Here is a 22,588-nt window from a genome sequence, read left to right as displayed (position 1 = left end):
ATATGGAACGCATAGGGGGGTGACAAACGATACATGCCAATATCCATTTATACTGAAATAGGTGAACGTATATTTATGCATACAAGCGTACGCCGTTGACAACACCCGGGATGTGTATATAATAAAGTAGAATCAGGTTTACAGGCTGAAAGGGGGATGTTTATGGACATGCAGATACAGGCGCTGCGTACCCAGATGGTGGAGAAAAAGCAGGCCAGCGATACCTTGTATTACACGGTACGGGAGGCCATCGCCACCGGACTGCTGCCCATGGGCACCCGCCTGCGGGAGGAGGATCTGGCCGAGGCTTTCGACGTATCCCGCACGCCGGTGCGGGAGGCCATGAAGAAGCTGGAGATCGAGCGCCTGGTGGAGACCAGCAGTACCAGCGGTTCCATCGTCCGCCTGCTGACCGTGGACGAATGCCTGGATACGCTGGAGGTGCTGGAGCTGCTGCGGGCCTCTGCGTGCAGCATGCTTCTGGGACGCATCCCCCGCGCGCTGCTGATGGTGCTGGAGCAGAACACCCGCCGGGGCACCAAGCTGACCGACGCGGCCCAGCAGTATGAGAACAACATTGAATTTCATGAGCTGCTGGTCCGCGCCACAGGAAACTCCGTCCTGGCCAAGCTCAGCGAGCAGCTGTCCTTTACCGAGCGGATGATCAACAACACCGTCCTGCCGGTGCGCTACGCCGCCGACTATGCCGAGCACCACCGCATGCTGATGAAGGCTATCGTGGACAACGACCAGGAGGCGGTGCAGCGGGAGCTGGAGCACAGCCGGCAGAAGGTGGAGGAATATATGCGCCGCATCGTCGGCGCCTTCCTGGACGCCGGAGGAGAGTAAAAACGAGAGAAGGAACGAATATGAGAGAACTTGACGCCGGAGTCATCACCCAAGCCGTGCAGCGCCTGTGCATCCAGGCCAATACCCGGCTGCCCCAGGACGTGAAGGATACCATCGCCGCCGCACGCCGGGCGGAGGACTGGAGCGTGGCACAGGATATCCTGGATAAGATCATCGAGAATTATTCCATCGGCGGGGACACCCCGATCTGCCAGGACACCGGGATGGCCTGTGTGTTTCTGGAGATCGGCCAGGACGTGCACATCAACGGCCCGCTGACCGAGGCGGTCAACGAGGGCGTACGCCGTGGCTATACCGAAGGCTACCTGCGCAAGTCGGTGGTCCGGGACCCGCTGGACCGGGTGAACACCGGGGACAATACCCCCGCCATGGTGTACACCGAACTGGTCCCGGGAGAGCAGGTAAAGATCACCGTGGCCCCCAAGGGCTTCGGGAGCGAGAACATGAGCCGGATCGCCATGCTCAAGCCCTCCGACGGGCTGGACGGGGTGAAACAGTTCATCCTGGAGACGGTGGAGCTGGCGGGGCCCAATCCCTGCCCGCCCATCGTGGTGGGCGTGGGCATCGGCGGCACCTTCGACAAGTGCGCCCTGCTGGCCAAGCGGGCCCTCCTGCGGGAGATGGGCACGCACAACGGCAGCCCCTTCTATGCCCGGCTGGAGCAGGAGCTGCTGGAGAAGATCAACGCCCTGGGCATCGGACCCCAGGGCTTCGGCGGGCGGACCACCGCGCTGGCGGTACAGATCGAGACGATGCCCACCCATATCGCGGGACTGCCCTGCGCGGTCAATATCAACTGCCATGTGGCCCGGCATGTAAGCGAGGTGCTTTGAGATGGCCAAGTATATCACCGCCCCTCTGACGAAAGAGCAGGCCCGCTCCCTGCGGGCGGGGGAGAGCGTTTATCTCAGCGGCAGCGTCTACACCGCGCGGGACGCGGCCCATAAGCGCCTGTGCGAGCTGGTGGAACAGGGCAAGCCGCTGCCCTTTCCCATCGAGGGGGCGGTCATCTACTATGTGGGGCCCTCCCCCGCGCGGCCCGGACAGGCGATCGGCTCCGCCGGTCCCACCACCAGCTACCGCATGGACGCCTATGCCCCCACGCTGCTGCGCCTGGGAGAGCTGGGCATGATCGGGAAGGGTAAGCGAAGCCCGGCGGTGGTGGAGGCCATGCGGGAAACCGGCGCGGTCTATTTCGGGGCCATCGGCGGCGCGGGGGCGCTGCTCAGCCAGTGCGTCAAGTCCGCCCAGCTCATCTGCTACGAGGACCTGGGGGCCGAGGCCGTCCGGAGGCTGGAGGTGGAAAACCTGCCGCTCACGGTGGTCATCGACAGCCAGGGGAATAATCTCTATGAGACCGGCCGGGCCGCTTATCTGGAGCAAAGAAGGTAGGAAGCGGGATGCACCGGCAGAAAGGGAAACGCAGAAACAGGGGATGGCGCCTGCCAATATGGCTTCCGGTGCGGAACACAGATCGCCCGCCTGTGCGTATCCGGACAGGGAGGGATGGATTACGACGACTCTGCAGATGCAGTACTTCATCACGTTGGCCCGGCATATGAACTTCACCCGTGCCGCGGAAGCGCTTTTTGTCTCTCAGCCTACCCTCAGCCGCCATATTGAGCTGTTGGAGCAGGAGTTGGGGTTTGCGCTGATCGAGCGGGAGAAAAAGCAGATATCCCTCACCCCCGCGGGGGAGGCCATGCTGGTCACGCTGAAGAGCGCCCTGCGGCTGATCGAGGCCGGGCGGGAACAGGGTGCGCGGCTGGCACGGGGATCTCAGGGGTTGCTCCGGGTGGGACTGCTGGATTCCCTGGACGGAGACGCGCTGCTGCCCAACCTGATCGCACCGTTCCGGCGGGAATGCCCCGACGTGCGCCTGGAATTTGAGCGGCACAGCTTCAACGCCCTGCGGGACCGCCTGAGCTGGGGCAAGCTGGATGTGCTGATCACCGTGGATATCGACTGCGAGAATCTGGCCGGGGTGGCGACCCGTCCGGTCGCCTCCTTTCCCAAGGTGCTGCTGATGAGCCGCCTGCACCCCCTGGCCGGACGTTTGGACCGCAGCTTTGCGGATTTTCGGTCGGATACCTTTTTTATCCCCGGGGAGGAGGACTCCCCCGGCCGGGAACAGGCGCTCTGCGCGGTCACCGGCCGCTGCGGATTTACGCCGGCCTGCATTCGGACGGTCCCCAACCTGGAATCGGCGTTTTTCAGCGTAGCGGCCGGACTGGGTGTGATGATTGTGGATAAAAGCACCAAATACATCCGGGACCCGCACTGTACCTATCTGGAGCTGGACGAGGCAGATGCGCCCCGTGCGGTACTGGTGGCGGCATACCGGCAGGATAACACCAACCCGGCCGCCAAACGCTTTTTGGAGCGCCTGAAGGCCTGAATACAGCGATACCCGGACCCCCGCCTTGCGCGGGGGTCCGGGTATTTTTACAGCATCTCCATTTTGGCGCGGTATTGCTCGATGGAGTGCCGGATTTCCTCCTGTGACATCCCGAAAAAGGTATCGGAGTAGCCATAGAGGTAGTAGTTGTTCTGCGCGTCTTCCGGGTCTGCCAGGCAATCCGTTAAAAAGTCCAGGAACAAAAAATAGGATTCCAGCCGCTGCCGGCGGCACAGATCGGCGCAGGCCGCGCCGTCCCGCCGCGTCAAGGCGTCCAGCCAATCCCGGTGCTCCTGGATGGACATGGACATCCGCCCGATGGAATGCAGCGCAATGGAGGTATAGGGGTAGGTGCGCCGGTGGGTGTTGCGGATCAGCTCAAACAATTCGCGGTTGCCGCAGGCGCGGTAGATGCCCATGTGGAATTCATCGTTGAGGATCTGGTAAGTGGAGATGTCCTTGCTCCTGACGGCGCTCTCCATACCGCGCATCAGACCCCGGAGCTGCTCCAGCGTTTCCCCGGAGATCAGAGAGGCCGCCAGACGGCAGGCGCAGGTCTCCAGAGCGATGGACACCTGAATCAACTCATAGAACTGGTCGTAGTTGCATTTATGTACCCAGGCGCCACGGTGGGGTGCGGATTGGACCAGACCTTCCTGTTCCAGCTTCAGCAGGGCCTCCCGGATCGGCATGGGGCTGACCTGATAGCGCTGGCTGATGGCGTTGACCACCAGTTTTTCCCCCTGACCCAGGGTTCCGTCCATAATCTCCCGCTTGAGCCGCTCGTAAGCATAGGTGGTTTTTGTGACAAACTCCACCTTCTCCATAAAGCCACCTCCGGCTGAGAATTGATTTTTTATCAAATGTAGTGCTTTTATTATAGCATTTGCCACGGGAAATACAAGCCCTGCGAAAAAACTTCTGACAAAAAACAGAAAAATTTGTTGCTTATTTCAACAAATGAATCGTATGATTCAAACTGCGTATAAGTCGTTTTGGATAAAAATTTTGTGAATTTGCTGGTGAACCTGTCAATTGACGGCGGCAGTTTTCCACAGTACAATCTAGTTAAATCAAATATTAAATTTTTGATATTTGATTTTTTATCACGAGGAGGACCTGCTTATGATCATTGATATGCGTACCTATACGTATCATCCGGATACCTACCGCCCCTTCCTGAAGTTTTACCGGGAGCAGGGGTACGCCATTACCTCGAAGCACCTGGGGTATAACCTGGGACTGTTCACCGCCTCCAGCGGCGTGGTCAACCGGACGGTGCAGTGGTTCGCCTATGACAGCCACGACCATCGGGACGCCTGCCGCAAGGGCTACCTGACCAGCGGCACCAAGATCGATTTTACCAACGATGCGGACAAGATGATCCGTCAGCAGGAGAGCCGGGTGCTGATCCCAACGGAATTCTCCCCCCTGCGCACCATTGATCCCAATCATCCCCTGCTGACCGACCCGGCCTGCGAGCGGCGCATGTTCGAGTTTAATACCTATGAGTGCAGGCCCGGGCAGCTGTCCGCCGCGCTGGAGCTGGTGGAGAAGCAGCTCTTCCCCCGGGCGCAGCAGTTCGCGGAATGGACCATCGCCTACCTGACGGGCGACAGCGGCCCTGAGCGTATCTACGAGCTGCGCGCCTACCGCACGCTGCAAAGCCGCATGGAGCGCAACCGGGCCATGCGTGCGGATCCCCAGTACCGCCAGATCCTGGAGGAGCTGGGCAGCCGCCTGCGGGAGACCGATTCTGTGATCTGGGAGACCCAGAGCATGTCCCCGCTCCACTGATGAGAGACCCATCTTCGGATGTAAAAAGGAAGACTCAATTTATTTTAAGGAGGAACATCATGAAAAGAATCACTGCGATCATTCTGTCTCTGGCGATGGTATTCGCCCTGACAAGCTGCGGCGGGCAGTCCGGTACGGGCGCCCCTCAGACCAGCGCTCCCGAGACCTCTGCCCCTGAGACCGCTGCCCCGGAAACCACGGCCCCGGATACGACTGGCCCCAGCTTTGACGAGGCCGTCAAGCTCACCTTTGCCACGGCCGGGAAGGCCGGCTCTCTGTCCGCCCTGATGTATGAAAACTGGATGGATATGGTCACCGAGCGCTCCGGCGGCAAGATCACCTTCGATTATCAGCCCGGCGGCGTGCTGGGCAACGAGGGCGAGCTGTTCCAGCAGATCATGGACGGCGTCATCGAGGCCGGCGGCGGCGGCATTGCCACCTATACCAACTATAACACCCTTGCTGAAGTCTACCAGCTCCCCTTCCTCATCAACTCCTATGAGACCGAGTGGGCCGCCCTCCAGACCCCCGAGTGGGACGCCATCATCGACGCGGTGGAGGAATCCATCGGCTCGGTCTACATCTGCGGCGCTGTGGACGTGGGCATGCGTCATATCGCCACCGTGGACAAGCCCGTCACCTGTCTGGCGGACCTGGCCGGCCTGAAGATCCGCACCGCCTCCTCCAACGTTTTGATCGAAGCCCTGGAGGACCTGGGGGCCAACCCCATCGTGGTCGGCTATACCGAGGTATACTCCGCCCTGTCCAACGGCATCGTGAACGGCGAGGACGTCAACTACATGACCGCCGTGGTCCAGAGCCATTATGAGGTCACCAAGTACTTCACCGAGGTCGGCATGTACCCCTACCCCACCTTCCTCTGCTTCAATAAGGATTTTGTGGACTCCCTGCCCGAGGGCTATTGGGACTTCATGCAGGAGTGCATGGACGAGGCGATGGAGACCTTCTTTACCGAGACCATCGTGGGCGCCGACGCCGAGTACCGCAAGACGCTGGAGGCAAACGGCATGACCGTCTACCAGCTGGAGGACCCGGACGCTTGGCGCGAGGCCATCCAGCCCCTGTACGACGAGTACACCGCTGAAGGCACCGACCAGCGCATCATTGACTTCATCGCGGCTGTAGAGGCGATCAAGGCCGCGCAGTAAGCACAGCCGTACCGTCCGATTTCCGCCCCCTCTCCTGACAGAGAGAGGGCGGAAACCCTTAAGGAACCGTTGATTGAATCAGTGTTTCCTGAATCAACAGGAGGAACATTCAAAAAGATGAAAGCCTATTCAAGAATTTGTGATGTGGTGTTCAACATCGTGAAATGGATCGTGGCCATCGCCATGATGTTTATGGTGATCCTCACCTTTGTGGAGGTCATCCGCCGCTACTTTTTCCATCAGAACTGGGTCTGGTCGGAGATCCTGGTGCGCTACCTCATCGTCTGGTGCACCTTCCTGGGCGGCGCGGCCGCCTACCGGGTGGGCGCTCTGACCAACTTCGATCTGGTGACCCAGAAGCTGGGGAAGAAGACGCAGCTGGTCCTGGAACTGGTCTGCACCGTGATCATCCTGCTGCTGTCGGTCTGGCTGACCAAGCTGGGCGCCGACTCCTTCCTGCGCCCCTCCATCGCCAACCAGATCAGCGTGGAACTGCATATCTCCGTCAAGTGGATCTACCTGGGCATTCCCGTCGGCCTTGGCGCTATGGCGCTGTTTGCCATCGAGAAGCTGCTGAAGGTGATCAGGGAGCTGAAAGCCGTCGGCTCCGCCGCCCCCGGGAAGGAGGTTGAACAGGCATGATCATTGCCATTATCGTATTTGCAGTCCTGCTCTGCATCGGCATGCCCATCGCCATCTGCCTGGGCCTGTTCGGCATCGCCCACATCACCACCATGGGCAACCCGGCCTTCTTTGATATCATCATCGGCCGCATGTTCTCCGGTGTGAGCATCATCAGCATCTCCTGCATCCCCTTCTTCATCATGGCGGGCGAACTGATGAACAGCGGCGGCATCACCCGCCGTCTGCTGGATTTCCTGCGCAGCTTTATCGGGCGCCTGAAGGGCGGCATGGCCTACTGCACCATCGCCCTGTCCGCCATCCTGGCCGCCATCCTGGGCTCTGCCCAGGCCAATGCGTCCCTGCTCAACCAGATCCTGCCCGCCCAGCTGGAAAAAGACGGCTATCCCCCGGAATATTCCGGCGCGCTGATCTCCGCCGCCTCGGTATTGGGCCCTATCATTCCCCCCAGCACCATGTTTATTTTCTACTGCTTCCTTACCGACGTGTCCATCCAGTATATGTTTATTGCCGGCATTATCCCGGGTATTATTCTGGCGCTGGCGTACTGCGTCACGGTCTTTATCAACATGCGCAAGATGGACATCAAAAAGCCTGAGGGCAAGTTCAATCTGAGGGAATTTGGCGTCTCCTTCGTCAAAGCCATTCCCGCGCTGCTGGTGCCTGCCATCATCATCGGCGGCGTGCTGTCCGGCTTCTGCACCGCCATCGAGGCCGGCGCCGTGGCCTGTGTGGCCGCTTTTGTCGTCAGCCTGATCTACCGGGAGCTGGATCTCAAGAAGATCCCCGCCATGATGCTGCGTACCGCCATTTCCACCGGAGCCATCTTCCTGATCATCGCGTTTGGCAACCTGCTGGCCTGGACCATGGCAAAGGACGGCATCGCCGATCTGATCATCTCCGCCATCCTGGCCGTTACCAGCAACAAGTACCTCATCATTTTCCTGATCCTGCTGCTGCTGGTCCTGGTGGGCTGCGTGCTGGACATGGCTTCCGCCACCCTGATCTTTATTCCCGTGATGTTCCCGCTGATCCAGATGATCGGCATGGACGTGGTCCACTTTGGTATCGTCTTCTCGCTGATGATCACCATCGGTATGATCACACCGCCGGTGGGGCAGGTGCTCTTTATCACCTGCAATGTGTCGGGCGTGGGCTTCAAGCCGCTGTGCCAGCGCATCTGGCCCTTTATTGTGGCCTCCTTTGCCACCACCTTTGCGCTGGCTTATCTGCCCGACATCGTGCTGATCCTGCCCAGACTGTTTGGCTATCTGGGCTGAAAGGAAGTGTGAGCGATGCGAATCGTGGGACTCAGCGGCGGACGCCGCAGCGGAAACAATGAGCTGATGCTCAAAACCGCCCTGGCCGCAGCCAAGCAGGTCTGCGGGGCGGAACTGGAGATCATCCGTCTCCAGGATCTGAAGCTGCGCGACTGCATCGGCTGCGAGACCTGTATGCGCGGCCTGACCACCGGAGGCGACGGCCTGTGCGTAGTCAGGGACGACGATATGCCCTGGTTCTCCGCCGCCGTGAAGGAGGCGGACGCGCTCATCCTTGCCACCCCCATCTACGACCTGATCCCGACCGGTACGGTGGTCACGCTGCTCAATCGTGTGCTGGGCATCGGTAAGGAGTACCAGACTTACTGCCGCACCCACCCCAAGATCGGCGCGGCTATGGCCCTGGGCGGTTCCGATTGGATCAATCTGACCGAGCCGCTCATGGATCTGACGGTGCGCAACCTGAGCAAGGGCAGCGTGATCGTGGATAAGTTCGTGGTGGGGCATAACCCCGCCCCCTCTATGGTGGTGCTGGACGAAGCGGTCCTGGAGCGCGCCGCGCTGCTGGGCCGCCGGGTGGGCGAGGCCCTGATGGACCGGGAGCATGCCGGCTTCGCCGGCGACTCGGGCGTCTGCCCGGCCTGTCACTGCAACCTGCTGGAGCCCAGAGGCGGCGCCCGGGTGGGCTGTCCCTACTGCGACGCCGAGGGGACCGCCGTCATCCGGGACGGGTCCCTGGTGGTGGAGTGGGACGCCGACAAGGTGCGGGACAACCGGTTCGGTCCCGCCGGCGATGCGCACCACCGCGCCGATATCGCCGCCAGCCACAAAAAGGCGGGAGAGAACCGGGAACGGATCCGGCAGCGGGTACAGGAGCTGGAGGACTTCGACGGCGTGTTCGTCCAGCCCCCCAAGCGGGATCCGAGCACAACGAAGGAGTGATTTTTATGCTGGAGCGTTCCATTTTAAACGGCATCTATGACCTGCACATCCACACCGGGCCCTCGGTCGCCAAACGGCTGCTGGACGCGGGGGAAATGATGAAAAATGCCCAGGCGGCGGGCTACCGGGGGTATCTGGTCAAGGATCACTACGCCCCCTCCGCCCACGGCTGCTGCCTTGTGGAGCACAATATGGGCGACGGCTCCTGCCGCTGCTACAGCTCCATCGTCCTCAACAACTGCGTGGGCGGGCTGAACCTTCTGGCGCTGGATGTGGCCTATCATATGGGCGCCCGTATGGTGTATATGCCGACCGTATCCTCCCGTCTGCACATCGAGGATCATAAGGGACGCAAGTTCCTGGGCTCGGGCAACATGACGACCACCGGTCTGGAGGAGCCTATCTACCTGCTGGATGGGAACAACAAGATCATCCCCGAATGCGTGGAGGTGCTCAAGTATATTGCCGAAAAAGGCGATTTGGTGCTCTCCACCGGCCATATCTCCTGGCAGGAGATCGACGTGCTCATCCCCACCGCGCTGGAGCTGGGGGTCAGGAAGATCGTCGTCAATCATCCCAGCTTTACCATTATGGCCCCCCACGACGTGATCGCCCGCTGGGCCAAGTGGGGCGCCTGGATCGAGATGACCGCCTGTGAATTCGGCGCGGTGGTCTTCAACGACGACAGCAGGTTCAACCCCATCGCTCTGTTCAACCAGTATCTGGACGCCGGTGTACCCATGGAGCAGATGTTTATTTCCACGGATTTCGGACAGTCCATCTCTCCGGAGCCGGTGGAGGGCATGTACAAATTCCTCAGCCTGATCCATGAGCAGCTGGGCTACGGCGCCGATGTGCTGGAGCGTATGACCAAGACCATCCCCGCTTACCTGATGAGCGTGGAATCATGAAAGGAGTTTTCCATTATGGACGAGAAGAAGTATGAGACTCAGAAACCCATGATGTACGACATCAAGGAGCACGAATTCGCCTGCGGCAAGCAGAACGGCCGCATCCAGTTTATCCAGATCTCTCCCAACGTGACCCTGCAGTACTGCGAGATCCGTCAGCCCCACGAGGTGGGGCCCCACCGCCATGATTACGAGCAGATCATCTTTATCCCCCAGGGCGAGTGTGATTTCTGGGTGGACGGAGTGCCCTACGCCATGGACGCGGGCTGCTTCATGGTCGTGCCCCCCAACGCCGAGCATTACCTGGAGGCCAAAGGCAACATGTTCGTGGTAGACTTCGACATCTTTACCCCCAAGCGCACCGACCGGGTCCAGAGCAAGCGCATCTGTGACCGGGGTCACAAGAACTGGGATAAGGCCATCACCGACGCCGTGGTGAAGGAGAGCGAGGAATGAACCGCAGCGAAACCCTGAAGGCGCGCATCCGCTCCGGAAAACCGGTCTTCGGCACCTTTGTCAAAAACAATTGCCCCAACCTGGTGGAAATGCTGGGGTGGGCGGGGTTCGACTTTGCCATTCTGGACTGCGAGCACTCCAGCTACAGCTATGGGGAGCTGGAGAATATGATCCGGGCGTGCCAGCTGGCCGGCCTGGCCTCCATTCCCCGCATCGCCTGCCCGGAGCCCTGGCAGGTCCATCACGGCCTGGAGAGCGGAGCCACCGGCGTACAGATCCCCAGCATCCGTTCGGTGGAGAACGCCGCGGAGTGCGCGCAGGAGGCCGTCTTCTTCCCCGGCGGCACGCGCAGCCCCAATCCGGCCCTGCGGGCGGGACAGTACGGCTGCTGGACCGGGGAGAAGAGCTATCTGGAGACCAAGAAGGAGAGTTCTTTGTGCGTGGTGCAGGTGGAGTCCATGGCTATGGCCGCCGCTGTGGAGGAACTGTGCCGCATCCCCCAGATCGACGTGCTCTTTGTGGGCCCGGGCGACCTGAGCATGTCCATGGGCAAGCCCGGAAAGCTGAACGACCCTGAGGTGGCGGCCGTCATCGAGGACGTGATCCGCCGCGGCCTGGCCGGGGGCAAGGCCATGGGAATGCTCTGCGGCAACGCCGACGCGGTGAAAAAGTATGTCGACCTGGGCTGCACCTATCTCGCTTACGCCAGCGACAGCGGCATGATCGCAAACGCGTTTCGGCAGGTCAGCCGCGATGTGTTCGCACCCTATCGCTGAGGTGAGCCATGAGCAAGCTTTCGCACAATAAGCTGGCCGCCAAGGAGCAGGTCCTGGAGCAGTTTCACAGCGGCATGTCGCTGCTGGCGGGAGGCTTTGGCTCCGCGGGCTATCCCACCCTGCTGTATGAATGGCTGTATGAGACCGACTGCACCGAGCTGGACATCATCACCTCCGGCGTGGCGCCTGCGGACAAGCCCTTCCAGCTGGGATTTGCGGGCCTGCTGCGGGATAAGCGGATCCGCAGCCTGACCCTGACCCACGCGGCCAATAACCCGGAGGTGGGCCGCCAGAAGGTGGAGGGCACCCTGAAGGTGGAGGCGGTGCCCCAGGGCACCTTTGTGGAGCGTATCCGCGCCGGAGGCGCCGGGCTGGGGGGCGTGCTGACCCCCACCGGCATCGGTACCCCGGTGGCCGAGGGCAAACAGATCCTGCACATCAACGGCAGGGATTATCTGCTGGAGCTGCCCATCCGGGCCCAGGTGGCCATTCTCCGGGCGGAGAAGGCGGACAAGATGGGCAACCTGATGTTCCGCCACACCAGCCGCAATTACAACACCGTCATCCCCACAGCGGCCGACATGGTCATCGTGGAGGTGCCCGAGCAGGGCATCGTGGAGGTGGGGGAGATGGCCGACAACGAGGTCATGGTCCCCGGTATCTTCGTGGACCTGATCGTCCCCATCCCGAAGGGAGGCGAGTTCTTTGAGCGATAAACAGGAACTGCGGGAGTTCATCGCCCGGAACGTAGTGGCCCTGCTGCACCCCGGAGACCTGGTGAATCTGGGCGCCGGCATCCCTTCCCACGCGGCCAATTATATCGGTGTGGACTCCGGCATGATGATCCAGACCGAATGCGGCACCATCGGCGGCGGACCGCTGGCGGCGGCGGGGGAGGAGGACTACACCCTCATTGCCCCGGACACCCGGCCCTCCACCCTGCTGTACGACGGGGTGTGCTTTGACAGCGCCCTGTCCTTCACCATGATCCGGGGGGGCCACCTGGACGTGACCGTTCTGGGCGCCATGGAAGTGGCGCAGAACGGCGATATGGCCAACTGGGAGGTCCCCGGACAGGCGCTGAAGGGCATGGGCGGCGCCATGGACCTGTGCGCAGGCGCCAGGCGGGTCATCGTGGCCATGGAGCACTGTACCAAGACCGGCGCGCCCAAGCTGGTGGAGCGGTGCGCCCTCCCCCTGACCTGTCAGGGCGAGGTGGACACGGTGGTCACGGAGCTGGCCGTCATCGACGTGACGGAGGAGGGCTTTGTGCTGCGTGCCCTGGCGCCCCATGCCACGCTGGAGGAGGTGCAGGCCAAGACGGCCGCGCCCCTTCACGTCCCGGCCCGGGTGGGCCGTATGGTCGATTGAATGCAGCAGGCAGCCGGGGACGGAAGCGGACGGTTCCTCCGCATCGGGGCAGGCATACGCCTCCTGCCGGAGCTGCTTCCCGCACGGCCGGTGGGAGACCTTCCCATCCCGCTGCCGCCGGCCCGCCGGTTCCGCGCCTTCCGGCGCAAGTACGGCATCAAATCCGTCCGCTGAATCTGCGCCGCGGATGCGAAAGGATTGAACACAGAATGAGTGATTTAAGCAACCGGGTCATCCTGACGGTGGCCCCCACCGGCTCCTCCACGCCGGCGGCCAAGTGCCCCGGCTTGCCGGTGACCCCGGCGGAGATCGCCGCCGAAACCTATGAGTGCTGGAAGGCCGGCGCCTCGGTCGTGCACCTGCACGTGCGGGACGACCAGGGCAACGCCAGCATGGAGTACGAAAAATTCCGGGAGAGCGTGGCGCTCATCCGGGAAAAGTGCGATATCGTCATCAACATGACCACGGCGGGCGGCTTCGGCGTCCCCGACGACGAGCGCATCCTCCCCTTGGATCTGATCCCCGAAATGGCCACCATGGACGCCGGTTCCATGAACGTAAAGGGGGACTTCGTCTTCCATAACAGCGTGGCGTTCCTGGAGAAGCTGGGCCGCCGCGCCCAGGAGCTGGGCATCCGCCCGGAGATCGAGGTCATGGACACCGGGATGGTGTATACCGCGCTGCGCCTGATAGAGCAGGGATATATCAAGTCCCCCCCCCACTTCCAGATGGTGCTGGGGATGGAAAACGGCATGGCGGCCACGGTGGAAAACCTGGTGTACATGAAAAACCTCCTTCCGCCCGGCGCCACCTGGAGCGCCTTCGGCGTGGGCAAGGCCCATCTGACCATTCTGATGGCCACCCTGGCCTTGGGCGGCCACGTACGGGTGGGGATGGAGGACAATATCTATCTGGACGCCGGACAGAAGGCCAGCTCCAATGTGGATTTTGTGGAGCGGACCCGCCGGATCATCGAGCTGAACAACAAGCGCCCGGCCACCCCGGAGGAGACCCGGGCCATGCTGGGCCTGCGGAGCCGTCAGGCCTGTATGGATTACGCGCTCCAGTTCAGCGCCCGCCCCGACCGGTGCGGCTGAGGTGACGGTGGACGGTACGGCGCTCCGCCCGCTGCACCTGGGGATCAGCGTGGAAAGCATTGAGGCGTCGGTCCGGTGGTACGGGGAGATGCTGGGCTTTACCCTCCTGTCCGACGCCGAGATGCCGGCGCTGGAGAGCCGGGTGGCGTTTCTGGGCAACGGCAGCTTCCAGCTGGAGCTGTTCCAGCACCGGCGCACCCTCCCCCTGCCGCCCGGGCGCAGAACGCCCAATGACGATATCCGCACCCAGGGGACCAAGCATATCTGCTTTGCACACGAGGACGTGCCGGGGCTTTTGGCCGAGCTGCGCAGGAAAGGCGCGGACGTGGTGATGGAGCAGGTCGTCAAGGGAAAGCCAATGGGCTTTGTGCGGGACAATAACGGCATTCTAATCGAATTTATCCAGTGTCAAACGCCGGCAGCGGAAACCGGGGGGCTGACCGCGTCTCACCCGCCGCTCCCGACCGCTGCGCGGCAAACAGAATCGAGCGTTTTTCGATAAGGTAAGATAAGGGAGCTGTTGACAAAGTCTGTTTTCAAAAATATGGCCTTGCAAAAAGTTTATCAAATAGCATATATTTGATAGTAAATAACAACAAACAAGCAAGAAAAACCTATTTGCTTTTTCGATAAGGGACTTTGTCAACAGCCCCGATAAGTTGCGCAAATTGAAAAAGGGCTAAAAAGAGACATGGCTTGCAGATCCGGTAGAATGAAGTTGCGGCACACCGTTCTGAACGGAGAGCGCAAACCATGGCCGAGATCGGACTGACCGAGACGTTTTCCTCCCAACGGCACAGCGGCATAACCGGTATCGTAACCCAGATACAGGCCTTTTGCCGGGCTGTACCGTATAGCGTCCTGAAAAAATGATTCTGCCGCGTTCCTCCAAAACAGCAGCACCGCGTGTTCGCCAAAGGCGAACACGCGGTGCTGCTGTTTCAGGGGAAAGGGACTTGACCTTCCACCGGGTGGAGGGTATAAGATAATACCGGAAGGCGGGACCGAACGGCGGTTTCGCTTGCGCTTTCGCTTCATACGCATTATGATAGAACATGAAAAGGAGGAGACGCAATGAAACGAAAACAGATGTTCTGCGGGGCGCTTGCCCTGTGCCTTGTCCTGTCTCTGACCCTGCTGCCCGCCGGGGCCCAGGAGAGCGGATTGGCCGCGTCGGCGGATCAGGCGGCGGAACTGGCCATGCAGTACGGCCAGGCCGACAGCGTCCAATACGCCCTGTGGGAGGACGGAGCAATCATCCTCACCGGCCACCGGGGGAATTACTCCCGTACTGAGAACCGGGCCCTCACCGACGAGATCCTCTACGGCGTGGGGTCGGTGAGCAAGATGTACACCACGGCGGCCGTCATGAAGCTGGCGGAGGCGGGAAGTCTCGCCCTGGATACGCCGGTGAAGACCTACCTGCCGGACTTCAAAATGGCGGACGAACGTTTTGCGGAGATTACCGTGCGGATGCTCCTGAATCATTCCTCCGGCCTGATGGGCTCCACCTTTACCAGCGGCGTTCTCTTCAACGACCCGGACGAAACGGCCGCCGATACGCTGCTGGAGCGGCTGAGCACCCAGACCCTCAAGGCGTCCCCCGGAGCGTTCAGCGTCTACTGCAACGACGGCTTTACGCTGGCCCAGCTGGTGGTGGAGGCGGTCTCGGGCATGGACTTCGATGAATATGTGCAGCAGGCCATTTTGGAGCCCGCCGGGCTGGAAGACACTTATTTTCCCGGCAATCCATTTGACCCGGCGCGTCTGGCCAGGACCTATCTGGGCAGCGGCGACCGCGCTCTGCCGCAGGAGACGCTTGGGGTCCACGGGACGGGCGGCATCTACGCCACGGCGTCCGATCTGGCCGCGTTCGGCGGGCTGTTCTGCGGCACGCAGCTGCTGGCCCAGGCGTCTCTGGACGCCATGGCCGCGCCGGAGTATGCCGGGGGCCTGTGGCCTGAGGACGTTGAGGACGCGATGGCCTACGGGCTGGGCTGGGACAGCGTACAGTGGTATCCGTTTGCCTACAGCGATATCCGGGCCTTGGTCAAAGGGGGCGACACCACCCTGTATCACGGGGGTCTGGTGGTGCTGCCGGAATACGGCCTGTCCTGCGCCGTGCTCTCCTCCGGCGGGGTGAGCACCTATAACGAGATGGCGGCCAGCCAGATCCTGATCGCCGCCCTGGAGCGGAAGGGGACGCACGTGGACACGGCGGCCCACAGCCTGCCCCAGGCCCGGAGCGCCGCCATGCCGGAGGAGCTGCTGGCGTATGCGGGGCTGTATGCCTCCTCCAGCCAGGTGACGCAGCTGGCCCTGACCGAGGACGGGACGCTGACCCTGGGCGAGAGCGCCCTGCGTTATCACAGCGACGGCTCCTTCCGAAACGAGGCGGGGAACCTCATGGTCCGGTTCGTGGAGGCGGAGAACGGAGAGACCTATCTCTGGCAGAAGTATTATATCCAACTGCCCGGACTGGGCGAGCTGCCGGGCTCCAGCTATGTTTTCCAGAAACTGAAGGAGAACCCGGTTCCGGAGGCGGTTCAGGCGGCCTGGGACGCCCGGAACGGGAAGATCTACCTCTGCCTGAACGAAAAGTATACCTCGCAGGCCCTGGCCCTGGCGCTGCCGGCGGCAGGACTGGCCAGCCTGCCGGGCTATATGGCCTTTGACCGTATCGTGGATGAGAACTACGCCGAGGGCGTGGCGGTCATCCCCGGCCTGGCGGGCCGCGACTGGCAGAACGTGCGTCTGTTTGAGCAGGATGGGGTGGAGTACGCACAGACCTCCGGCATGCTCTGCATGGACGCGGCCGCCGTCCCGGCGATCTATGCCGGCGCGGGCTCCTATTCCACCATTCAAAGCGACGGTTACATCCGCTGGTATCGGACCGGGAGCGCCGCCGGAAAGCATATGCAGGTCCAGGTGCCGGAGGGCGGCGGTTTTACGGTGTACGACGGAAACGGTCAGACCGTTGCCGCCTCCTGGATGTGGGGAGATACCGCGGTGACCCTGCCGGAGGGCGGTTATATCGCGTTTGCCGGCGCACCCGGCCTCCGGTTCCAGATCACGATGGCCGAACGATAGGCGCGACCCGCCCGGCTGGCCGCCGTGTGCGGCGCAGGAGTGCTTTGACCTGCCGGCCGGGATCGGGCGGCCGAAACGCTTTGCCCCAGCGGCACAGCGGCATGACGGGTACCCCGTCCCGATACAGGCCGTTTACCGGGCCGCGGAGCGCAGCTTCCTGAAAACATGACGCTGCCGCGTTCCCGACAAACAGCGGCCCTGCATGCAAACCGCTTTGCGCGATGTGCATGCAGGGCCGCTTTGCCGTACCCGGAAGACCGCCGGCTGGGCCGGCGGGCCCCAGGAGCCGCCCGCTCCGCGGAACGAGGTGGGCGAAAGGCGCCCCATCGAGGACCGGCCGCTGTAAAAGAGCCTCAGGCGTACAGGTGGAGCCAGGCGGAGAAGAGGACCATGCTGGAGCGGGAGTGGGTGTGGGTCTGGTGTTCCAGGTAGGTGTACTGCTTCGTACCGGGCAGGCGGGAGAAAAGCCGTTCGACCGTGGCGGCCGGGCAGGTGTCGTCCGCGCCGCCGGAGGAGAGCATGACAGGCATGCTCAGCCGGTGGGCATGGCTCACGGTGTCCACCAGGCCCAGACGGCGCCAGAACGCCTCCGGTTCGACCTGGCCCCGGACCGGACGCAGCAGACCGTACGCCTCCCCGTTCAGGCCGGTGTGGGGAAAGTCCGTGAGGAAGGGCAGGTCGGCGCAGACGCAGCGCACCCGCTCCGGCCCCAGAAGGGAGGCGAGCAGCAGGGAGCCGCCGCCCCCCTGGCTGGTACCGAAGAAGGACAGGCGGTCAGGCAGCACATCGGGCCGCTCCAGCGCCCAGCGCACAGCCAGCAGCACGTCGGACAGCCAGTCCTCATAGCCGCCCGGCGCGCCCAGGGCGGTGTTGGGCAGCACGGGCCAGTTCCGGTCAGGCAGGGCCAGGCTCCAGTCCGCGCCGGAGGGGGTCACGTAGCCCAGAGGGGAGACGTGAAGAATATGGAAATTCTGGTCGCAGAGCTGGGGGTGCAGGCTCATAAATCCACCGTATCCCGGCAGGTTGATGAGCAGCGGCGCCGGCGTCTTGAGCGCGGGCTGCCAGTAGCCGTAGAAGGCCCTGCGCCCGTCGGAGGCCGTGAAGCGCACATACCGGTTGACCAGGGTATTGGGGCAGTTGCCGAAGGGCTCGGTAAGAGGGTCGTACGCAAGGCATTCGCCCTGTACGCGGACCTGCCGCGTCCGCTCCAGCAGTGCATCGCACCAGGCATCCACCTGCTCCGGCGCGGGGTAGTAACCTGTTACAGCTTCCATAGCGGCTCACTCCCAGTCTGCATTCGATTCATGCGCGTTTTTTCTTTATTATAACAGCAATTTCACTTGTACCCAACGGTATAGTTCGCTTATAATTAGCATGAAACGGTTACAAACTGCGTTTTTTGTCCGATGGAGGGAGGGGAAACGATGCATATCCCACAGTCGCTGTATTCTTCCATGCGCCTGATCTTTTTGTATGTGGATCGGTATGTCTTCCGCAGGGGATGGGCGTACCCGGAGAGTTACGTGCCCTACTGCATGCTGCGCTATATCCTCAAGGGCAGCGCGGTGTTCCGGGTGAATGGGGAGGAGTACCTGGTAGGGGAGAACGAGATCTTTTATATCCCTGAGGGCTGCCAGCTGGAGTGTCATGCCCTGGGCGAGGAGTTCGAGTTCATCTCCATCCGCTTCACCGTCACGGTCCAGCTGGACGGCAGCGACTTTTTGGCGGAGTACTTCCACATCCCCCGCGTGACCCGGGGAGCGGACGGGGAAGTGCTGGGGTATTTCCAGCAGGTGTACCAGAACGCAACCACCCAGAATTCCGGAAAGCTCTTCCGCATCCGGGGCAACCTGGAGCTCATCCTGGCCTGGCTGGTGGAACGGACGCCGGAAGCCCGGGTCGAAGAGAGCGAGCTGCCGGAGGCCGACTTTTCGGTGGAAGGCCTGCGCCGCCGGGAGAACCGGTCCCATTCCATCAAGCGGGACCCCCGTATCCAGGTGGTGGTGGACTATCTGGTGGCCCATCCGTCGGAGCCCTTCGACTCGGAATTTCTCTGCCGGATGGCGGATATGAGTCCCTCCTCCCTGCGGAGGCTGTTCAGGGAGCACACCGGAAAGTCCCCCGGGGCCTTTGTCAAAGACCTGCGTATGATGACGGCGGCCCGCCGCCTGCTGGTCACCAACGAGCGCATTTCCACCATCGCTTATGAGGTCGGGTTTGACGACGCCAACTACTTTGCCCGCATCTTCAAATCGGTCTTCGGTGTCTCGCCTCAGGAATACCGCGCGGCGTCCCGCGCCTGAGGAAGAAATAAAACGATTATATCATAAGCGTTTTATGCTATCTTTTGGTAATTTTTGCTCTATGAAATACACTGGGGAGTTTTATAATGAGGGTGCAGACAAAACCAACAAAAAGCCGATTGAAGTGAAGGAGGAAATTATGAAAAAAGCACTGTCTTTGCTCCTGGCCAGCGTGATGCTGCTCACCTGCCTTGCCGCCTGCGGCAACAGCTCCACTCCCTCCGGCAACAGCGATACGCCGCCCGCAACCGCTCAGACCGGCGGCGCTCCGGAGACCGGCTCCGGCGAACCCGCCGCGCTGGAGGGTGAGATCACCTTCTGGCATTCGTTTACCCAAGGGCCCCGGCTGGAGACCATCCAGGCGGCCGCCAACCAGTTTATGACCGACAACCCAGGCGTGAAGATCACGATCGAGACCTTCTCCTGGGCCGACTTCTATACCAAGTGGACCACCGGCCTGGCCTCCGGCAATGTGCCCGATATGTCCACAGCGCTGCCCAACCACGTGGTAGAGATGATCGACGCCGACGCCATCATCCCCATGGACAACCTGATCGATTCCATGGGCCGGGACCGTTTCTATGAAGCCCCCCTTGTCGAGATGACCGCCGAGGACGGGCACTGCTACGCAGTACCTCTGTACTCCCACGCGCAGGTTATGTGGTACCACAAGGATCTGCTGGAGAAGTACAATCTGGAGGTCCCCACCACCTGGGATGAGCTCTACGAGGCGTCCAAGATCATTACCGAAGGCGAGGGCGGCAACGCTTACGGCACTTCCGTCCCTATGGGCACCAACGATATGATGGCCACCCGCTTCCTGAACTTTTATGTCCGCAGTGCGGGCGAGACCCTGCTTACCGAGGACGGCAAGGCCAATCTGACCAGCCAGGCCGCTATTGACGGCATCAACTACTGGGTCAAGGTGTACAAAGACTGTTCCCCCACGGACTCCATCAACTTTAACGTGCTGGATCAGGCCACGCTGTACTACACCGGAAAAATCTGCTTTGACTACAACTCCGGCTTCCAGATCGGCGGTGTGGAGACCAACGCGCCCGAGCTGTTGGACCAGATCGACTGCGCCCCCATGCCCACCATCAACAAGGGCGATCCCCAGGTAGGCTATGAGACCTCCAACATCCCCATGGTCATCTGGAAGAACTCCGCGCACCCCGAGATCTGCGAAGCGTTCATCAAATATCTGTATGAGCCGGAGAATTACGTGCCTTTCCTGCTGTCCGTCCCCGTGGGTATGCTGCCCGCGCTGAAGGAGATCGCCGATAACGAGCAGTTCCTGTCCGACCCCATGGTGCAGAAGTTCTCCCATGCAAAGGACGTCATCAGCAAGGCTGTGGGCGAGGGGACTGCCATCGGTATGGAAAACGGCCCCCGTCCCGAGGCAGGTCTGCTGACCAGTCAGGGCGTGATCGAGAGCATGTTCCAGGATATCGTCATCAACGGAACACCTGTGGAGCAGGCGGCGAAGGCGGCCGAGGATAAGCTCAACGACCTGTTTGAGACCGTTGGCTGACCACGGATAAATGACCCGAACAACCGGCGGGGGCGACCACTCGCCCCCGCCGGTTTCCTGAGAGGGGGTTTACTATGAGATTGAACAACCGCTATCGGACGAAGATTGCCGGGTTCTGCTTTATCCTGCCGGCGCTGCTGGTGGTGGGCCTGCTGCTGCTGTATCCGGTGGTTTCCAGTATTTTTTACAGCTTCACCTCCAAACACCTCATCAAACCCGGATATGATTTCGTCTTCTTTGATAACTACATCAAGATCCTCACAGACAAAGACTTCTGGATGTCCTTCCTGACCAGCGTGAGGTGGACGATCGTCTCACTGATCGGACAGATCGTCGTGGGCTTTACCGCCGCCCTGGCGCTGGAGCGGATCCGTCACGGCAGGGGGATCTACCGTACGCTGCTGATTATCCCCTGGGCGTTCCCCTCTATCGTCATCGCCCTGTCTTGGAAGTGGATTTTAAACGGCGTATCCGGCTTTTTGCCCAATTTCCTGGTAAAGATCGGGCTGTGCCAAAGCGCGCCCCAGTTCTTCAGCAGCGGAGGGCTGGTGTTTCCTACGCTGGTGTTCATCAATATCTGGTTCGGCGCGCCGCTGATCATGGTCAACGTGCTCTCCGCGCTCCAGACGGTCCCCAAGGACCAGTATGAGGCCGCCCAGCTGGACGGCGCGTCGCCGTGGCAGTCGTTCGTCCATATCACACTGCCCCATATCCGGGTAGTGGTAGGCCTGCTGGTGGTGCTGCGCACGATCTGGGTCTTTAACAACTTCGACACGATCTACCTCATCACCGGCGGCGGGCCGGCCAACCTGACCCAGACGGTGCCCATCTACGCCTATAACGTGGGCTGGGGCCTGAAGCAGCTGGGGCGTTCCTCGGCCGTCACAGTACTGTTGCTGATCTTCCTGTTGATTGTATGCATGTTCTATTTTAAGATTCTGGATAAATGGGAAAAGGAGGGGGCCTGATGGGACGCAAACGCCTGCTGAAGCGCGGCTGGTTCGGTGATACCGTCAGTTATCTTTACTTGACGGTTTTGGCCATCGTCGCAGCTTTTCCGCTGATGTGGATCCTGCTCTCCTCCGTGAAGGGCAAAGGGGAAATGATCGGAGATCCCACGGCCTTTTTTCCCAAGACGCTCACCCTGGATAATTTCCGCACCGTGATTGGGCAGCTCCATTTTGGATCCAATATGGGCAACAGTATTGTTGTAGCGGTCTCCACTACTCTGATTGCCATCACGGTTTCCGCGCTTGGGGCCTACGGTGTGGTCCGTTTTTTCCCCAAATTCGGCAAGATCATGACCCGTGTCCTGATCACCACCTACATGTTCCCGCCGATCCTGCTGGCGGTGCCCTACTCCATCATCATGGGCCAGGCCGGGCTGATGAACAGCCGGGTGGGCCTGGTTATCGTGTACCTGTCCTTCTCGGTCCCCTACGCGATCTGGCTGCTGGTGGGCTTCTTTCAAACGGTGCCGCTGGAGATCGAAGAGGCGGCCCGGGTGGACGGGGCCAACAAGCTGCAGGTCTTCGGCCGGGTCGTGTTGCCCATCGTGGCCCCCGGACTGGTAGCGGTGGCCATCTACACCTTTATCAACGCCTGGAACGAGTTTCTCTATTCCCTGATCCTGATGAACTCCAGCGAAAAAATGACGGTGGCGGTGGCGCTGAAGTCCCTGGAGGGCCAGGAGGTATTGGATTGGGGCGTTATGATGGCAGCTTCCGCCATGGTGGTGATCCCCTCCGTCATCTTCTTCATGCTCATACAGAAGAAGATCGCAGGCGGTCTGGCGCAGGGTTCCATCAAGTAGGGTTTTCATGCCGTATTTTCGGCACTGTAAAGTAAACATGAAAAGTTAGGACCCAAAAATCAGCCAATATCTCTACGCAACGAGCAAAAGCTCCCGTTTGCGCTTTTTGGACAGTTTAAGACCGGCACACTGAGCTGGA

The 22,588-nt window shown here is 61.2% G+C and carries 24 protein-coding genes; 22 read left to right on the top strand and 2 right to left on the bottom strand.

All coding sequences use genetic code 11. From position 1 onward, the window contains the following. Positions 1 to 162 precede the first annotated feature (162 nt). The 4 genes from H8S57_RS14520 (at position 163) to H8S57_RS14505 (ending at position 3,268) form a co-directional block, all read left to right on the top strand. A complete protein-coding gene (locus H8S57_RS14520) occupies positions 163 to 849 on the top strand; it encodes a GntR family transcriptional regulator (RefSeq protein WP_186908750.1) in 687 nt (228 codons plus the stop codon). A gap of 20 nt (positions 850 to 869) precedes the next feature. Further along, on the top strand, positions 870 to 1,703 hold the full coding sequence (locus tag H8S57_RS14515) for a fumarate hydratase (protein WP_186908749.1): 834 nt from the start codon (positions 870 to 872) through the stop codon (positions 1,701 to 1,703). A gap of 1 nt (position 1,704) precedes the next feature. After that, positions 1,705 to 2,262: a Fe-S-containing hydro-lyase gene (locus tag H8S57_RS14510; RefSeq protein WP_186908748.1), complete on the top strand. Its 558-nt coding sequence runs from the start codon at positions 1,705 to 1,707 to the stop codon at positions 2,260 to 2,262. 136 nt (positions 2,263 to 2,398) lie between these two features. After that, the gene (locus tag H8S57_RS14505) at positions 2,399 to 3,268 is read left to right on the top strand and encodes a LysR family transcriptional regulator (protein WP_186908747.1); all 870 of its coding nucleotides are present in this window, start codon (positions 2,399 to 2,401) and stop codon (positions 3,266 to 3,268) included. 47 nt (positions 3,269 to 3,315) lie between these two features. Here H8S57_RS14505 and H8S57_RS14500 read toward each other — a convergent pair whose 3' ends face one another. Continuing rightward, positions 3,316 to 4,095 carry a GntR family transcriptional regulator gene (locus H8S57_RS14500; protein WP_186908746.1) on the bottom strand — a complete coding sequence of 260 codons (780 nt, stop codon included), beginning with the start codon at positions 4,093 to 4,095 and terminating at the stop codon, positions 3,316 to 3,318. 298 nt (positions 4,096 to 4,393) lie between these two features. On the opposite strand from H8S57_RS14500, the gene H8S57_RS14495 reads away from it, so the two are divergent. The 14 genes from H8S57_RS14495 (at position 4,394) to H8S57_RS14430 (ending at position 16,799) form a co-directional block, all read left to right on the top strand. Further along, positions 4,394 to 5,065, top strand: coding sequence for an NIPSNAP family protein (locus H8S57_RS14495; RefSeq protein WP_186908745.1), 672 nt, complete (start codon positions 4,394 to 4,396; stop codon positions 5,063 to 5,065). A 59-nt stretch (positions 5,066 to 5,124) separates the two neighbouring features. Continuing rightward, positions 5,125 to 6,234, top strand: coding sequence for a TRAP transporter substrate-binding protein (locus tag H8S57_RS14490; protein ID WP_186908744.1), 1,110 nt, complete (start codon positions 5,125 to 5,127; stop codon positions 6,232 to 6,234). Positions 6,235 to 6,351: 117 nt separating this feature from the next. Then, on the top strand, positions 6,352 to 6,876 hold the full coding sequence (locus H8S57_RS14485; protein WP_186908743.1) for a TRAP transporter small permease: 525 nt from the start codon (positions 6,352 to 6,354) through the stop codon (positions 6,874 to 6,876). After that, positions 6,873 to 8,156, top strand: coding sequence for a TRAP transporter large permease (locus H8S57_RS14480; RefSeq protein WP_186908742.1), 1,284 nt, complete (start codon positions 6,873 to 6,875; stop codon positions 8,154 to 8,156). Before H8S57_RS14485 ends, H8S57_RS14480 begins: the two co-directional genes overlap by 4 nt. Positions 8,157 to 8,171: 15 nt before the next feature. Next, positions 8,172 to 9,098, top strand: coding sequence for a flavodoxin family protein (locus H8S57_RS14475; RefSeq protein ID WP_186908741.1), 927 nt, complete (start codon positions 8,172 to 8,174; stop codon positions 9,096 to 9,098). A gap of 5 nt (positions 9,099 to 9,103) precedes the next feature. Beyond that, entirely contained in the window at positions 9,104 to 10,009 is a 906-nt protein-coding gene (locus H8S57_RS14470; RefSeq protein WP_186908740.1) for a DUF6282 family protein, read from the top strand. A 15-nt stretch (positions 10,010 to 10,024) separates the two neighbouring features. Continuing rightward, positions 10,025 to 10,465, top strand: coding sequence for a cupin domain-containing protein (locus tag H8S57_RS14465; RefSeq protein ID WP_186908739.1), 441 nt, complete (start codon positions 10,025 to 10,027; stop codon positions 10,463 to 10,465). Continuing rightward, entirely contained in the window at positions 10,462 to 11,241 is a 780-nt protein-coding gene (locus H8S57_RS14460; RefSeq protein WP_186908738.1) for an HpcH/HpaI aldolase family protein, read from the top strand. The genes H8S57_RS14465 and H8S57_RS14460 overlap by 4 nt, the downstream gene beginning before the upstream one ends. A gap of 8 nt (positions 11,242 to 11,249) precedes the next feature. Then, positions 11,250 to 11,957, top strand: coding sequence for a CoA transferase subunit A (locus H8S57_RS14455; protein ID WP_186908737.1), 708 nt, complete (start codon positions 11,250 to 11,252; stop codon positions 11,955 to 11,957). Then, positions 11,947 to 12,612 carry a 3-oxoacid CoA-transferase subunit B gene (locus tag H8S57_RS14450; RefSeq protein ID WP_186908736.1) on the top strand — a complete coding sequence of 222 codons (666 nt, stop codon included), beginning with the start codon at positions 11,947 to 11,949 and terminating at the stop codon, positions 12,610 to 12,612. The genes H8S57_RS14455 and H8S57_RS14450 overlap by 11 nt, the downstream gene beginning before the upstream one ends. Beyond that, positions 12,613 to 12,786, top strand: a complete 174-nt coding sequence (locus tag H8S57_RS14445; protein WP_186908735.1) for a hypothetical protein — start codon at positions 12,613 to 12,615, stop codon at positions 12,784 to 12,786. A 35-nt stretch (positions 12,787 to 12,821) separates the two neighbouring features. Beyond that, the gene (locus H8S57_RS14440) at positions 12,822 to 13,709 is read left to right on the top strand and encodes a beta-keto acid cleavage family enzyme (RefSeq protein WP_186908734.1); all 888 of its coding nucleotides are present in this window, start codon (positions 12,822 to 12,824) and stop codon (positions 13,707 to 13,709) included. A 7-nt stretch (positions 13,710 to 13,716) separates the two neighbouring features. Next, the gene (locus H8S57_RS14435; protein ID WP_207723818.1) at positions 13,717 to 14,211 is read left to right on the top strand and encodes a VOC family protein; all 495 of its coding nucleotides are present in this window, start codon (positions 13,717 to 13,719) and stop codon (positions 14,209 to 14,211) included. A gap of 572 nt (positions 14,212 to 14,783) precedes the next feature. Continuing rightward, the gene (locus H8S57_RS14430; RefSeq protein WP_186908732.1) at positions 14,784 to 16,799 is read left to right on the top strand and encodes a serine hydrolase domain-containing protein; all 2,016 of its coding nucleotides are present in this window, start codon (positions 14,784 to 14,786) and stop codon (positions 16,797 to 16,799) included. Between the two features lie 353 nt (positions 16,800 to 17,152). Here H8S57_RS14430 and H8S57_RS14425 read toward each other — a convergent pair whose 3' ends face one another. Beyond that, positions 17,153 to 18,073, bottom strand: a complete 921-nt coding sequence (locus tag H8S57_RS14425) for an acetylxylan esterase (protein WP_186908731.1) — start codon at positions 18,071 to 18,073, stop codon at positions 17,153 to 17,155. A gap of 150 nt (positions 18,074 to 18,223) precedes the next feature. On the opposite strand from H8S57_RS14425, the gene H8S57_RS14420 reads away from it, so the two are divergent. From H8S57_RS14420 to H8S57_RS14405, 4 genes are all read left to right on the top strand, one after another. Then, on the top strand, positions 18,224 to 19,102 hold the full coding sequence (locus H8S57_RS14420; protein ID WP_186908730.1) for an AraC family transcriptional regulator: 879 nt from the start codon (positions 18,224 to 18,226) through the stop codon (positions 19,100 to 19,102). A 139-nt stretch (positions 19,103 to 19,241) separates the two neighbouring features. Beyond that, the gene (locus tag H8S57_RS14415) at positions 19,242 to 20,636 is read left to right on the top strand and encodes an ABC transporter substrate-binding protein (RefSeq protein ID WP_186908729.1); all 1,395 of its coding nucleotides are present in this window, start codon (positions 19,242 to 19,244) and stop codon (positions 20,634 to 20,636) included. Between the two features lie 74 nt (positions 20,637 to 20,710). Then, the gene (locus H8S57_RS14410) at positions 20,711 to 21,604 is read left to right on the top strand and encodes a carbohydrate ABC transporter permease (RefSeq protein WP_186908728.1); all 894 of its coding nucleotides are present in this window, start codon (positions 20,711 to 20,713) and stop codon (positions 21,602 to 21,604) included. Next, positions 21,604 to 22,449, top strand: coding sequence for a carbohydrate ABC transporter permease (locus H8S57_RS14405; RefSeq protein WP_186908727.1), 846 nt, complete (start codon positions 21,604 to 21,606; stop codon positions 22,447 to 22,449). The genes H8S57_RS14410 and H8S57_RS14405 overlap by 1 nt, the downstream gene beginning before the upstream one ends. Positions 22,450 to 22,588 lie beyond the last annotated feature (139 nt).

This window comes from Lawsonibacter hominis (assembly GCF_014287895.1).
GTDB lineage: Bacteria > Bacillota > Clostridia > Oscillospirales > Oscillospiraceae > Lawsonibacter_A > Lawsonibacter_A hominis.
Note: the sequence above shows the minus strand (reverse complement) of the source record. Positions and strands in the feature narration are given on the sequence as shown.